This is a genomic window from Clostridioides sp. ES-S-0006-03, assembly GCF_020662275.1.
Lineage (GTDB): Bacteria > Bacillota > Clostridia > Peptostreptococcales > Peptostreptococcaceae > Clostridioides.
On sequence record NZ_JADGMM010000010.1, the window covers coordinates 119,093 to 133,986 of the forward strand.

Below are 14,894 nucleotides of genomic sequence, written 5' to 3' on the forward strand. Positions count from 1 at the left end.
TATTTTTGTCATATTTTCATAAAATAACACTTATTTTTGATTTATATGCATTTTTTCTTTTGATAATGACTATGTAATTTTTAAAAATATATAAATTAAAAATATTTTAGTTTCTATAAGTTATTTTTAAGTCAATATCTTAAAATAATATTTTTCATGTAGATAAACAATTTTTATATCAACCTCGTTAATTTTTTACTTACAATATGTATACAAAAAATTTTACAGCACAAAATTATTTATAAATTCTTAGTTTATTATCATATTAATTAATTTTTTCTCAGGTATATCCAATCAATTAATTGTGAATAAAAATTAATTTAATTGGGTAAAAGTAGATATCATAAAAAATTTTATATTAAATTTGTAGTACTTATATAAGAGATAAAATTTCCTATAATATTTTTTCATTAAATTTTTTCTTTTACAACAAATACTTACTACCTTTTGATATAATATTTTTATCAGTTATTATATTCAGGTTTTGAAAGGAGTATTAAAATGAGTTTATTAGTTTTCGGACATAAAAATCCAGATACAGATTCAATATGTTCTGCAATTTCATTAGCACATTTAAAAAACAAATTAGGGATAGAAGCAACAGCTTATGCTTTAGGAGACATCAGAAAGGAAGCTAAATACGCCTTAGATTACTTTAAGGTAGATGCACCTGAAATCTTAGATAACGTTAGAATACAAGTTAGAGATTTAAATTATGATAAGGTAGTACCTTTAACTCCAACTTCTTCTATATTAGAAGCCTATAATCTTATGGATGAAAAAAATGTTAAAACATTACCTGTAACTTATGAGGATGGAACTTTTGCTGGTATTATTACCATGAAAGAAATAGCTAAAAACCTTCTTCATCAACATTTTACAACTATACACACATCACTATCAAATATCTGCAAAAACCTTAATGGTAATATCCTTGTAGATTGTGGTGAAGATGTAAAAGGTAGAGTTGTTACTTTATCATTTGGTATGGAAACCCTGATAGAGACTTTAAAAGAAGGGGATATAGCTATTGTTGGCGATAGATATGATAGTATTGAATACGCAATTGATACAAAAGTTAAGCTTTTAATACTTACTAATCATACAAAAATTTCAAAAGACTTACTAGCTCTTGCTAAAATAAATGGAGTGTCTGTTGTTTCTGTTGAAAGTGACAACTACAAAACTTCTAATGTCATAAATCAATGTAGTTTCTTAGATTCTATAGAAGCCACAGATAATTTGATTACATTTAAAGAAGATGACTATATGGATGAAATAAAAGAAATTATGTTAGAAACAAATTTTAGATCTTATCCTATATTAGATGATGACAATAAGTTTTTAGGATTAATTTCAAAAGGGCATCTATTAAATCCATCTAAAAAGAATGTTGTTTTAGTTGACCATAATGAATATGCTCAAAGTGCTGATGGAATTGAACAAGCAAATATAGTTGAAATAGTTGACCATCATAAACTTGGTGGTATTTCTACTGATGTTCCTATGTCTTTTAGAGTTATGCCTGTTGGATGCAATAGTACTATAATTTATCAAATGTATAAAGAAAATAATGTTGAGATACCTTATGAAATAGCTGGTCTTCTTTTATCTGCTATATTATCTGATACATTATTATTTAAATCTCCAACAACTACTGATATGGATAAGAAAGCTTGTGAAGAATTAAGTAAAATAGCAAAAGTAGACATGGAAAAATATGCTATGGATATGTTTAAATGTGGTACTTCTTTAGATGAGTTTACTATAGAACAAATAGTAAATATGGACTTTAAAGAGTTTAACATGAGTGGACATAGAGTTGGTATAGGACAAGTATTTACTTTAGACACAGACTCTATATTTGCTAAGAAGGATGAATTTTTATCTTATATAAATTCAACTGATTATGACAAATTAGTTCTTGCAGTTACAGATATAATAAAAGAAGGTTCTTATTTAATTTACAAAGCAGAAGATAGATTAATTGCTGATGCATTTGGTATTGAAGGAGTTCAAGGAACATTTGCTCCAGGTGTTGTATCTAGAAAGAAACAATTAGTACCTAACTTAACTACTGCAATTAAAAATTTTAAATAATATAAAATCTTTAAACAATACAAAAACTGTTTCAAATTTAAATTTGAAACAGTTTTTTATATTTTTATTAAACCTTTCAATATATTTAATGTCTTTGTTAAAGTACATACTTAGTTACAATATGTCACTTAAAAATTTACTGTTTGAAATTCTTTTATAACAATATTAAATTCCATAAAAAAATACACTATTAGAAAACTCTAATAGTGTATTTTTTTCTTATTATTATATATTACACTTTAAATTATTCCTTGACTGGTTTAGCTGGTGTAAACTAAACCAGTCTCTCTCAAATATTAAGCACTTTTTTCTTATTATGTTCTTTAGGATTTATTGTCTCTATTATTGTAAACCAAAGTTATGAAATTGTAAATAGAATATATTACCATTATAATGTTTTTTCTTAAATAAAAATATACAAATAACTTTCTTTTCTTAAATAAAATCGCTAAAATAGCTTTAAAAAATGTTGAAATAAATGTTTTCCATCTATCTTCTATATTTATTTTAATATATTATATATTAAAAACTTAATCATAAATAATTTAATATAATTATTTTTCTATAATACTTTAAGATGATGTTCTGATAAGATTACTGGAGTTATTTAGTATAATAAAAATTTAATAGATAATTAAATTTCAGTAAAACAAAGTATAATAGAATAAATTAAAAAGTGAGATGTTATTATATTCTCTAGAAAATATAATAACATCTCACTTTATCTTTAAGTTGTATATATTTTTTCTTTTATCTGTGTCCTAGTTTTTTTCAACGTCTGAGTAATCTACTCCAAAAGTTTCTACAGTTACAGCTTTCATAACTTGCGGAGTCTGTGGCTTGTCCGCTGCTCCTGTTCTAACTGATGCTATTTCATCAACTGTATCCATACCTTCTATAACTCTACCAAAACCTGCATATTGACCATCTAAATGTGGTGAATTTTTATGCATTATAAAAAATTGAGAACCAGCTGAATTAGGTGCCATAGTTCTAGCCATTGATATAACGCCTCTTTCATGCTTTAAATTGTTAGTGAATCCATTTCCACTAAATTCACCTTTTATAGAATGTCCTGGACCACCCATTCCAGTACCATTTGGGCATCCACCTTGTATCATAAATCCTGGTATTACTCTATGAAATGTTATTCCATTATAATATCCATCATCTACTAATGATACAAAATTTTTAACTGTATTTGGTGCTATATTTGGGTACAACTCAATTTTTATTTCTTTTCCATTTTCCATTACTATAGTTACTATAGGATTTTTATTTTCCATGACTTATTACCTTCCTTTTTATTAATTAAATTACACAATTACATTTATTATATTATACTCTAAATTAAACTCTAGCAAGTATATTTTTTCCTATTTCATATCCTTCTTGATATATAGTTTTACAAAACTCATCATCAAAGTTAAGAGTATCTTTAGGTGCAAATTGAGTGTTAGGTCTAACTACTATTATTTTATCTTCATTATATATTTTTTTGATGTCATCTGGTAAATCATAATTATACTTTGTGGATATCAGAATAATTTTATCCACATTATCCACAATTAAAGGCTCAATTAACGCACTCCTAATTAGACCTCCATCCAATTTAAAACCATCATAAATACCATCTTGCACATCCTTCATGAATTGTTCTTTAAATCCAAGAGTAGCATTTGGATTTGATGGTAACAATCCACTATATGAAATGCTTAAAATTGCTTCGTCTTTAGGCATTTTTGACACATTTACAACCTTTTCTGATACTACCTTATTATTAACTTCTACATAGTTAACATAGAAGTTCATTTTCTCTATTTTACTACTATCTAGTTCTCTCAGATTATCTATAGCTGGAGAATTATCCACAGTATTATTTACTATTTTCACATTTCCGTTCTGGATATCTTTTATATTTGTCCACATTTTTTTCAAGTTATCAACATTACCTGTGTATAAATAATATCCATTTATTGCTCCTATTGATGTTCCTGAAATTGAATAAAAATGATTTATTCCATTATCATACAAAGCGTTAACTACCCCTGCTTGGTAAGCTCCCTTTGCTCCTCCACCTTCTAAGCATAGTCCTAGTTTCATAGTTTCATCTCCAAATTGTTTATCTTATATTTATATTTCAAAAAACTTACTAAATGTTTTATATATACTATAATGGTCTTCAACATTACCTAATTCCCTTATAGAATGCATTGCTAAAATTGGACTTCCTACATCCACAGATGGTATATCTACATGAGTAGAGGATATTGGACCTATAGTACTTCCACCCCTCTCATCTGACCTATTTACAAATTCTTGATACTCGACATTAGCTTCCTTACATATATTTTTGTAAACAGCTATAGAATATCCATCACTTGTATATGCTTGACTTGCATTTATCTTTATAACAGGCCCTTTTCCCATAACTGGTTTATTGGTTGGGTCATGTTTTTCTGGAGTATTTGGATGAATAGCATGAGCTAAATCTGATGATATCATGAAAGACGAATAAATAGCCTCAAAAAATCCTTCTCTATGTTTCCCTATTGATAAACATATTCTCTCCAATATATTTAATAGCATATTTGAATCTGCACCTTGTTTAGTAGAACTTCCAACTTCTTCATTGTCAAATACAGCCATTACATTTACACCACTTTGTCCTTTAGCATCAACTAAAGCATTTAAACTAGCATGTACCATTGCAAGATTATCTTGTCTTCCAATAGATATAAATTCCTCATTAGCCCCTATTAAACTTCCTTTTTCAAATTCATATAAGAACAAATCAAAGTCTATTATATCTTCCACTTTTACATTTAAATTAGATGATATTTGTTTTAAAAGAAAGTTATCTTTTTCTAATGTATCATTTAATAATCCAACTAAAGGTAACATATCTTTTTGCTTATTATATGAATGACCATCATTTATGCTTCTATTCAAATGTATAGCTAGATTTGGTATTATACAAATTGGTTTTTTAAAGTCGATAAGTTTTTCCTTTGGCTTAAGTACACTATCTCCTTTTAAGACTACTCTTCCAGCTATACCAAGTGGTCTATCTAACCATGTACTTAATATTGCTCCTCCATAACATTCTGTATTCAGCTTCAAATAAACTTTCTCAGCTTCTATTTCTGCATTTGGCTTAATACTAAATGTAGGAGAATCTGAATGAGAACCTATTATTCTAAACCCACCTTCTTCTATATTATCTGAGTTAACTACAAAAGCTACTATAGCAGATAAATTTTTAGTCACGTAGTATTTTCCACCTACTCTTAGATTCCATTTCTTATTTAAAGCTAACTCTTCAAATCCATTTTTATCTAAAACTTCTTTAGCACTATCAACTGCGTGAAAAGATGATGGGCTATCGTATATGAAATCTATTAAATTTTTAGCAAAGCTTATACTATCCATTCCTAATTTTCCTCCATTATAAAATATCTAGTGTTGTATATTCTTTATTTATTTTTTTAATTCCTTGCTTATCAAAGGCTATAGTAACATCTGTTCCAGTTATAGACACGACTGTTCCAACCCCAAATTTAGGATGATGTACTTTAGAACCAAGCTTTATATCTTCTGGATTAGTCTCTTTATTTGAATCTTTTATTGTAGCGTTAACATTATCTGCAACTTTAGATTTACTTATAGTATTCATATACTTTTTAGTATATTTATCTAACATATTATAACTTGCTTTAGAATAACTTAATTCTTTTTTCATTTTGTACAATCTTTCTATACATTCTTCTGGTAACTCTTCCATAAATCTTGAAGCTATTGCAACATTTGTTTTACCATATAGCGTTCTTTTTTCAGTTAGTGACATGTATAACTCTTCTTTAGCTCTAGTTATACCAACATAACAAAGCCTTCTTTCTTCTTCTATTTGAGATTCACTCAGAGACTTTATAGCTCTTGATATAGGAAATAGTCCTTCTTCCATCCCTGTTAAAAATACAACTGGAAACTCCAATCCTTTAGATGTATGAATTGTCATAAGAGAAACTCTATCATTGTCCTCTTCATCATTAGATTCGGATGTAAGTGCTATACTAGTTAAAAATGTCTCTAAATCTTTATTTTCATAAGTGTCATCACTACTACTTTCAAACTCTAGTGCTATAGATATAAATTCTCTTAAATTATCAATTCTATCTTGAGCTTCTTCACCTTTACCAGTTAAATCTTTTTCATTTTTATTTTTTATATCTACAAGTTCATCCATATATCCTGTAGTATCTAAAACTTTTTCTATTAACTTACTAACAGGATAGACTTCTTTTATAGTTCTAAGTGTACCTATAATATCAACAAATCCACTTATACTTGCTCTAGCTTTTGTAGATATATCGGAGTTTGTTTCTATATCAATTAAAACTGAATATATACTCTCTTGTTTCAAATTGGCTCTATCTTCAATTTTTTCTATAGTTCTAAGCCCTATACCTCTTCTAGGAACGTTTATAATTCTTTTTATAGATATGTCATCCTGTGGATTTTGAATAACTCTTAAATACGCTACTAAGTCCTTTATTTCTTTTCTCTCATAAAACTTTGTACCACCATATATATTATATGGTATTTGACTTCTGTTTAAAGCGTCTTCTACAGGTCTTGCTTGTGCATTTGCTCTATAAAGTACTGCAAAATCTTTGTATGGTCTATTCTCTTTTCTAGCTATTTGTGCAATTGAGTCAGCTATAAAATCAGCTTCTTCTATTTCACTACCAGTTAGTTGTATCTTTATAAGTTCTCCTTCTTTCTTTTCACTCCAAAGTTTCTTTCTTTTTCTTTCTATGTTATTTGATATAACTTTGTTAGCTGCATCTAATATTACTTGTGTTGATCTATAATTTTGTTCTAGTTTCACAACATGTACATTATCATAATCTTTCTCAAATTCAAGTATATTTCTTATATCTGCGCCTCTCCATCCATAAATACTTTGGTCATCATCTCCAACAACACAGATATTTTGATGTTCTCTAGCTAATAATTTTATTAGCTCATATTGAGCTTTACTCGTATCCTGATACTCATCTACCATTATGTATCTAAATCTACTTCTGTAATAAGCTAATACTTCATCATTAGCCTTAAAAAGTTCTACAGTTTTAAGTATTAAATCGTCAAAATCAAGTGCACTATTTCTCTTTAAACGGTCTTGATATAATGCATAAATATCTGCAATTTTAACCATTCTATTATCCGACATATTCATATCTTTAAACTGCTTTGGCGTATAAAGCTTATCTTTTGCTCCTGAAATAGCACTTATAACGGCCTTTGGTTCAAATACTTTATCACTTAAATTTAATTCTTTAAGGCAATCTTTGACTAAGGTTACTTGGTCTGCAGCATCATAAATTACAAAACTTCTATTGTAACCAATTTTATTTATATCTTTTCTAAGTATACGAACACAACAAGAATGGAATGTACTTATCCACATTTCCTTAGTTTCCGAACCTATATTTTGTTCGACTCTTTCTCTCATTTCATTTGCAGCTTTATTTGTAAATGTTATAGCTAATATACTAGGTGCTTGTACACCTTTATCTTCCATAAGGTATGCTATTCTTGTTGTTAGTACCTTAGTTTTACCTGAGCCAGCACCAGCTAATATAAGTACTGGCCCCTCAGTTTTTTCTACTGCTTCTCTTTGAGCAGGATTTAATGTATCTAAATTCATATTTCTCCTCCTGTTAACAGCCATAAATATATTTTAATCTAAAATATGAATTACTTCAAATTATAATTATGTATTATATTAATAGATTATTGTAAAATTTTAACAATTAGATAACACTTACTTATAAAATTTATTTTTATATTTATAAAAAAAATAACCTTATGATTTGGGGAATCATAAGGCACCTTTAAGGGGTCTAGGTTAAGGGTTATTATATATAAATCTATTTTTTTAAAATAGGTTTAGGGCTTAATTATTTATTTGTACTAAGTCTCTTTCTTTCCAGTACTTATACAAATCTTCTTCTTTCTTAAATAAAGGTAAATTCATATTTTTATGTACCTTTACTAACCATGGAGATTCTAATCCAGCTTGTATAATATTGTTCTCATTTACAAATACACTTTCTGCATTTCCTTCATCAATTAAAATCCCCTTATCCAGTACATATATATAATCGCATATTTCATACATTAAATTCATATCATGACTGGATATTACTATTTTTATATTATTTTTATCTAATCCCTTTATTATATCTACAATAGACCTAGTGCTTACTGGGTCTAATCCAGCTGTAGGTTCATCAAGCAATATAATTTCATTTTCCATTGCTATAACTGATGCAATTGCTACTCTTTTTTTCTGACCATAACTTAAGAAGTGTACTGGTCTATCTATAAAATCTATTCCATTAACAGCTATCAAAGCTTTGTTTATTCTCTCTTTAATAATTTTTTCATCCATTCCAATGTTTCTCATCGCAAATGCTATGTCATCATATACTTTTGAGTAAAATATTTGTTTTTCTGGGTCTTGAAAAACAATCCCTACATTCTTTCTAAGATTATACAAACTCTTCTTATCATACTTTAACTTTTCTTCTTTGAAAAGTATTTCTCCAGATGTAGGCTTTAATATTCCCATTAAATTCATAAATAAAGTTGACTTTCCTGAACCATTTGAGCCTATTATACCTATAACATTTCCCTTTGAGAAATCCATATTAATGTTCAATAATGCACTAGCATTTTTTTCATATTGATATGTTAAATTATTTATTTTAAACATCATTATCCCCTACTATGTGAAATTTACCATCATACAATTTTATGTCTAATGATATACACATATCATCATACCTTGTCATAAGCCTTTTGTACAGCATACTTCCAAGAATCCCTAAAGATTTATATGAAGTTTTTAAATTTATGTACCCAAATCTTAGTTCTTGTGATTTATATATCTCTGAAAATTCTTCTAAAAATATAAATATAAATCTATATATTAACATTGATAATTCAACAAAGGTGTCTGGTAAATGCAATTTTTTGAAGAAAAATATTAACTGATTAAAAGGTGTTGTAAGTATACAAAAATACACACAAGTTAAACAAGACATAGCTCTAAATAACACATGAATAGACATGTCAATAGATGCCTTTGATATTCCTATATAAAAACTAAAAAATTGAAAACTATATAGTAAATCTACTTTATTAAAAGATATATTTACAAGAGTTATACCTATACTAAGAAATAAAAAATACATTGGTATTTGAAGTAATTTCAAATAATTTTTTAAATCTATCCCTGCTACACAAACAAGTAAAATACTCATTAAAATCATAATTCCACTTAAGATAAATACATTTTTTATTACCATAGAAGCAATTAGAAAAATTGCTCCTATGGCTACTTTTTTATTTGGATTTACTTTACTCAATCTATTTGTATATGCATATTTATCAATTATAAGCATAATTAACTTCTCTTTCCTTTTTGAATACCTAATATGTATCCTATTACACCTGCACCTAAAGCTGCTTGTGCAGAGAATAATAAACTCTCTATTTCTCCACTTGGTGGCTCATATGGGCTACTAAACCAAGGCTCATAATTTGGATTTATCTTAGTAATTTCACTTTCAGCTTGACCATCTGCTCCTCCATATTCGGCACCTGAATTTACAAGTAATGGGAATATAATAAGAGCTACTACTAATAAAAGTAATAATATGTTAGTTTTTGTTTTTGTTTTAGCACTCATTAGCTTTAACTCCTTTATCATTATTTTCTAGTATGCTTTTTTCTCCATTTTCTGTAATTAAATTATATACAATTACAGTAAGGATACCTTCTGCTATTGCTATTGGTATTTGAGTCATAAAGAAAATTCCTAAGAATTTAATTGCTGAAGCCATCACTCCACCAGATGGGTCTGGAAAAGCCAGTGCTAATTGTATTGAAGTTATTGTATATGTGGCTAAGTCTCCTATTGCTGCTGCAAGAAATACTGGTATAGCATTATTTCCATCCTTTTTCTTTAATGCTTTAAATATTAAAAATGATATAATTGGCCCTATTATAGCCATTGAAAAAGCATTAGCTCCTAAAGTAGTTATTCCACCATGTGCTAGTAATAATGCTTGGAATATTAAAACTATAGTTCCAAGAACAAACATTACACTTGGTCCAAACATTATTGCTCCAAGACCTACTCCAGTAGGATGTGAACAACTTCCTGTTACTGAAGGTATTTTTAATGCTGATAATACAAAGACAAATGCTCCACATAGAGCTAATAAAACTTTCTTCTTAGGGTCTTGCTTTACTATTTTACCTATTGATTTTAATCCCACTAAGAAAAATGGTATAAATATAACTCCCCATGCTATAGACCATTTTACTGGTAAGTAACCTTCCATTATATGCATTGCATTTGATGTAACTGGAGTTAAAATTATTAACATAAGTGCAGCTATAACCCCTAATTTGATATTTTGTTTCATTTGAGTATCCCCTCTCTCCCTTTCTAATAATTAAAATATGAATAATACATGTATCCTTCATTATAGCAAAATAAAAAAGCCTAACTCGATGGCTAGGCTTCTAATTTTCGACAATCTAAATACAAACACATAAAATAAACATATCTGTATAATTATTATAAGAAACTTTCTCCATCCCCGAAGAAATCACTTTAATATTTTAGGCAGGTCTCCTGACTTAGCTTCATCCTACTCCTCTTCCTTCCCATGAAATATAAAAACATATTATCATAGTGGCTAACAAAAGTTTCGTCTGCATCACAGTAGCGGGGGCTGTAAAGGAATTTAACCTTCTTCCCTATTAATCTTGCTTAAAGAACCTATAATATTATATATTTAATTTTTAATATTACTTTATTTTTAATTCATTTTCTATATAAATCATTGTATACCTTTTCTGTGAAAATTTCTACATTTTTTACAAATTTTATTCATTTTTATATTTTTATGTATATAAATTCTTTTTTATAAATCTATTAATTCCTAATTATTTTCTTTAAATACATTGAAACTACATCAGAAAATCTAGTTATATCTCTTGAATATATAAAATCATTTCCATAGATTAATCTTTCAGCTTCAAGTTCTGATTCTTTGCCTGTAAATACTCCTAATACTAATATATTTTGTTTCCTAGCTTTTCTTACTTCATTAGCTGTATCTCTTAAACCAACAACACCTCTATAAGCTTTTTCACCTCTTAAAGTTCTCTCACTGTTTTTTCCTATCTTTACATCATTTGGTCTTCCATCACTAAGGACTATCAAAATTTTATTTTCTTCATCTCTATTTATCAAACCACTACATATAGATTTTATAGCTAAACCATCTCTATTGTTACCAGCGCAGAAGTATTCAAAGATGTTTTCACTATTTTTAATACTGTCATCATAATCCTTAAATCTTTTTAATATCGTATAATCTAAGAAACTAGAAAAACCCATAACTCTATTTGGTATTCCAACTTCCGTCAAAGCATTTGCAATTATGTAAGCTTGAATTGCTACATTTCCTTGGTTTCTACTTTGAGAACCACTTGCATCCAACAATATATCAATAACATATTTTCCTTTTTCATTTTCTATATCTTTATAAAATATTTTATTATTATTACTCCTTCCAACTCTCCAGGCTCTATTTGCTAATATAGTACCACAATCAGAATATACTCTATTTTTAGCATTTTCTTCTACTAAAATCCTAGAAAGGCTTTCTTTTAATCGCTTTATTTGTTGTCTATACATCCTAGCATGTTCTCTAAATTTGCCTAAATTATTTTCTTTTTGTCTTGTCACATATTTTAGCTGAAAAACATTATTACATTCACTTCTAAGAACACCATCTGTGAAGTGAATTCTACATCCTTCATGTACGTTTCTACAATTTTGTGTTTCAAGCTTTTTAATTTCACCCTTACTTAAATAAGTTTTCCCATAGTAATGTTCTATTTTAGTGTATATTTTATTTACAGTCTCTTCATCAACATATATAACTCTATCTGCTGAATTGTTAGCTTGAGAATTGTCAAAGTCTCCTACTCCCTCTATAAGCATTGATGAGGAGATTGAATCTATATCACTTTCAACGATATTTTCATCTTCATCGCTATATAGTTCTTCATACATAAAATCAGCAAACGTATCAAAGTTTACTTCAACATTTTTTACATTGTTTTCATCATATGTAGAATTATTTTCTTCACTATTCAATATATATTCAAAATAAGTTAAATATATAACATCTAATACCTTTAAAATCTCCATAATATCCTGATTTGTATCTATAAGCCTTATATCATTTACTATTCTTTTAGTTATACTATCTAATGCTGGATGTTTATCCATGCTATAAAGTACAAATGCATATTTAATCTTGTCCATCATATTGTTATTGTATATCTTGGTAAAACGTGAAACAATATCTTTATATGCTCTTTTTCTAATATCTTCTATTCCAGGTCTATCTTTAATAGCTTTTTCTTCAACAATTGTATTTAGTATAACTTGAATTAGACCTAATATAACATCCTTATCATATCCTTTTCGTATTCTATTTGTGAGGTATTTTTTAACTATATCCCAGTCTACATATTTTCTTCTAGCTCCTGCAATTATTGCAAAGTATAGACCTATTTCCTTTGAAGAATAATCTTTTTCTGATATATCTATACTTTCGTTATAATCACCAGCTATTGTCCAAGATAAGTTATTTGCTCTATTTTCAAATTCATAATCATCATATATCCATTTCATAATCTCACCTATATTAAATATGACTTATTGGAAATATATCTGCACTCTCCCATTTATTAGGTATTCTTGTTTTAATTACATCTCCAACCATTTCTTTTTCATATATATCAAAAGTCTTTCCTGTAAGCCCCATATTAATTGCAAGAGTTGGCTTTAATCCTCTTCTTATAGTTTTAAGAGATGCCATAAGACCTCTTAAATCAATAGCTTTACTAGATATTTCACCATTTTGAGATTTTAATTGTAAATCTAAAAATATCCCTGCAAATTGTGCTAATTTTTCTTCATCAGCATCTGAAAATTCATTTTTCAAAATCATCATTAACTTCTCCTCTTCTACAGGAGGAATATCTATTACCATAAACCTAGAAACTAGAGCTTCATTAAGTTCCTTTGTTCCCGCATACTCATAATTCATAGTTCCAATAAATCTTGTTGCTGGGTGCAGATTAACTCTCTCATAACCTGGTACATCAATCACTCGACGATAATCTAAGGCTGAATGAACTACAACTATGGCATCATTTTTTGCCATATTAATTTCATCAAATATTCCAAATCCTCCATTAACAGCACACTCATAAACTGAACCCCTTCTAAGTTTAACTTCATTATCTATAAATGTATCTGTACCTATAAGTGTTGAACTATCTGTATTTATATGAAACGAGGTATTCCATTGGGGTCTATTAAATATCTCGCCTAAATTATCAGCAAGTAAATTTTTCCCTGTTGCCTTTGGCCCTGACAATAAAATATTTTCTTCTTCTAAAATAGCTGTTATACACATAGATAATATCTCTTTACCATAAAAATAAGTTTTAGATTTTGTTACTCTGTATTCTAAATCTTTTTCTAAGCTATAATAATTTCTGAAATACAATACATCTTCAATAAGTTTCTCATCTACCCCTTGTATCCTTAAGTTATCTATTATATCCATATCCTTACCCCTTTTATATAAAATAGTATTTGTTTTATTTCTTAACACCATTTTAGCACAAAAGGATATAGCCTAAAATTAATTTTATAAATTAATAACAGCCCTTTCTGTATTCTACAAAAAGGGCTGTCCATATATATTTTTATAATCTTATTCTATTGTGTTTTTTATGTATATGTGACTTAATAGCAAAACCAACAATAATTATAGATATTGGTATAATTAGAACCATAAATTTATAATCATTATAATGTGACATTATTTTTACCCAACTCTCTGAAAAAATATACCCAATACTAATTAACGAAGTATTCCATATGGTGATACCCACAATAGAGGATACAATAAAAGTTATAATATTCTGACCTGCAATACCTGCTATAAAAGATATGTATGTTCTACATAGAGGAATTAATCTACATACACAAACAGAAATAGAAGAGTATTTGTTAAAATAATCTTGTGATGTAAAAATTCCCTTTTTTGCCTTTGGACATATCTCTACTATCTTATTTATGATAGATTTTCCTCCCCAATTACCTATTGTATAACAAAATATCGAACCAAGTATCCCTGCAACTATACTTAAAATTAAAATAGTTAGAAAACCAAAATGATTTCTTGCTGCAATAGCACCACAAAGTGGCAAAACTACTTCACTAGGTAATGGAAAACAAGCATACTCAATCATAATTAATACAAATACAGATATTAATCCATATTGTAAAATAAAACTATTGATTACAGACACCCACTTATCTATCTCCTTTCTTATTTAAAAGTACATACCTATAAAACCTCACATCCTACATTATAAGAATTAATTTATAAAAAACTCTTTAAAATATTATATGTGTTTATATAAAGCATTTATAACAGACTTATGTTTTTTTAATAAGAAATTTGAAAATAAGAAACTTTACAACAAAAAATAAAAAAATTACGTGGCTACGTCCTACTCTCCCAGGCAGTTTCCCACCAAGTACCATCAGCGCTAGAGAGCTTAACTTCTGTGTTCGGAATGGGAACAGGTGTATCCTCTCTGCTATTGTAACC

General features: G+C 27.9%; 12 protein-coding genes, 1 rRNA gene and 1 riboswitch. Of the genes, 1 reads left to right on the forward strand and 12 read right to left on the reverse strand.

Annotated features, from left to right (window positions below; genetic code table 11):
* The first annotated feature begins 501 nt into the window (after window positions 1-501).
* Window positions 502-2,100 carry a putative manganese-dependent inorganic diphosphatase gene (locus IR151_RS14220; protein ID WP_227435512.1) on the forward strand — a complete coding sequence of 533 codons (1,599 nt, stop codon included), beginning with the start codon at window positions 502-504 and terminating at the stop codon, window positions 2,098-2,100.
* A 761-nt stretch (window positions 2,101-2,861) separates the two neighbouring features.
* Here the strand turns inward: IR151_RS14220 and IR151_RS14225 are convergent.
* The 12 genes from IR151_RS14225 to rrf form a co-directional block, all read right to left on the reverse strand.
* Entirely contained in the window at window positions 2,862-3,386 is a 525-nt protein-coding gene (locus IR151_RS14225) for a peptidylprolyl isomerase (RefSeq protein ID WP_227435515.1), read from the reverse strand.
* 64 nt (window positions 3,387-3,450) lie between these two features.
* A complete protein-coding gene (locus IR151_RS14230; RefSeq protein WP_227435517.1) occupies window positions 3,451-4,203 on the reverse strand; it encodes a patatin-like phospholipase family protein in 753 nt (250 codons plus the stop codon).
* Window positions 4,204-4,233: 30 nt separating this feature from the next.
* A complete protein-coding gene (locus tag IR151_RS14235) occupies window positions 4,234-5,532 on the reverse strand; it encodes a M18 family aminopeptidase (RefSeq protein ID WP_227435519.1) in 1,299 nt (432 codons plus the stop codon).
* Window positions 5,533-5,548: 16 nt separating this feature from the next.
* On the reverse strand, window positions 5,549-7,813 hold the full coding sequence (locus IR151_RS14240; protein ID WP_227435521.1) for a DUF3553 domain-containing protein: 2,265 nt from the start codon (window positions 7,811-7,813) through the stop codon (window positions 5,549-5,551).
* 249 nt (window positions 7,814-8,062) lie between these two features.
* Window positions 8,063-8,884 carry an energy-coupling factor ABC transporter ATP-binding protein gene (locus IR151_RS14245; protein ID WP_227435523.1) on the reverse strand — a complete coding sequence of 274 codons (822 nt, stop codon included), beginning with the start codon at window positions 8,882-8,884 and terminating at the stop codon, window positions 8,063-8,065.
* Window positions 8,877-9,575, reverse strand: coding sequence for a cobalt ECF transporter T component CbiQ (gene cbiQ / locus IR151_RS14250; protein ID WP_227435525.1), 699 nt, complete (start codon window positions 9,573-9,575; stop codon window positions 8,877-8,879). Before cbiQ ends, IR151_RS14245 begins: the two co-directional genes overlap by 8 nt.
* 2 nt (window positions 9,576-9,577) lie before the next feature.
* A complete protein-coding gene (locus IR151_RS14255; protein ID WP_227435527.1) occupies window positions 9,578-9,862 on the reverse strand; it encodes an energy-coupling factor ABC transporter substrate-binding protein in 285 nt (94 codons plus the stop codon).
* Window positions 9,852-10,604, reverse strand: coding sequence for an energy-coupling factor ABC transporter permease (locus IR151_RS14260; protein ID WP_227435530.1), 753 nt, complete (start codon window positions 10,602-10,604; stop codon window positions 9,852-9,854). The genes IR151_RS14255 and IR151_RS14260 overlap by 11 nt, the downstream gene beginning before the upstream one ends.
* Before the next feature lie 184 nt (window positions 10,605-10,788).
* Window positions 10,789-10,982: riboswitch (cobalamin riboswitch) on the reverse strand.
* Between the two features lie 137 nt (window positions 10,983-11,119).
* On the reverse strand, window positions 11,120-12,895 hold the full coding sequence (locus tag IR151_RS14265) for a nitric oxide reductase activation-like protein (protein ID WP_227435533.1): 1,776 nt from the start codon (window positions 12,893-12,895) through the stop codon (window positions 11,120-11,122).
* Between the two features lie 13 nt (window positions 12,896-12,908).
* The gene (locus IR151_RS14270; RefSeq protein WP_227435535.1) at window positions 12,909-13,838 is read right to left on the reverse strand and encodes an AAA family ATPase; all 930 of its coding nucleotides are present in this window, start codon (window positions 13,836-13,838) and stop codon (window positions 12,909-12,911) included.
* Window positions 13,839-13,980: 142 nt separating this feature from the next.
* A complete protein-coding gene (locus IR151_RS14275; protein ID WP_227435537.1) occupies window positions 13,981-14,589 on the reverse strand; it encodes a DedA family protein in 609 nt (202 codons plus the stop codon).
* A 191-nt stretch (window positions 14,590-14,780) separates the two neighbouring features.
* A 5S ribosomal RNA gene (rrf, locus tag IR151_RS14280) occupies window positions 14,781-14,894 on the reverse strand; the annotation flags it as partial.

Excerpts from the sequence above, each read along its gene's own strand:
- IR151_RS14220 (WP_227435512.1), top strand. The coding sequence starts at position 502 with ATGAGTTTATTAGTTTTCGGACATAAAAATCCAGATACAGATTCAATA.
- IR151_RS14225 (WP_227435515.1), bottom strand. The coding sequence starts at position 3,386 with ATGGAAAATAAAAATCCTATAGTAACTATAGTAATGGAAAATGGAAAA.
- IR151_RS14230 (WP_227435517.1), bottom strand. The coding sequence starts at position 4,203 with ATGAAACTAGGACTATGCTTAGAAGGTGGAGGAGCAAAGGGAGCTTAC.
- IR151_RS14235 (WP_227435519.1), bottom strand. The coding sequence starts at position 5,532 with ATGGATAGTATAAGCTTTGCTAAAAATTTAATAGATTTCATATACGAT.
- IR151_RS14240 (WP_227435521.1), bottom strand. The coding sequence starts at position 7,813 with ATGAATTTAGATACATTAAATCCTGCTCAAAGAGAAGCAGTAGAAAAA.
- IR151_RS14245 (WP_227435523.1), bottom strand. The coding sequence starts at position 8,884 with ATGTTTAAAATAAATAATTTAACATATCAATATGAAAAAAATGCTAGT.
- cbiQ (WP_227435525.1), bottom strand. The coding sequence starts at position 9,575 with ATGCTTATAATTGATAAATATGCATATACAAATAGATTGAGTAAAGTA.
- IR151_RS14255 (WP_227435527.1), bottom strand. The coding sequence starts at position 9,862 with ATGAGTGCTAAAACAAAAACAAAAACTAACATATTATTACTTTTATTA.
- IR151_RS14260 (WP_227435530.1), bottom strand. The coding sequence starts at position 10,604 with ATGAAACAAAATATCAAATTAGGGGTTATAGCTGCACTTATGTTAATA.
- IR151_RS14265 (WP_227435533.1), bottom strand. The coding sequence starts at position 12,895 with ATGAAATGGATATATGATGATTATGAATTTGAAAATAGAGCAAATAAC.
- IR151_RS14270 (WP_227435535.1), bottom strand. The coding sequence starts at position 13,838 with ATGGATATAATAGATAACTTAAGGATACAAGGGGTAGATGAGAAACTT.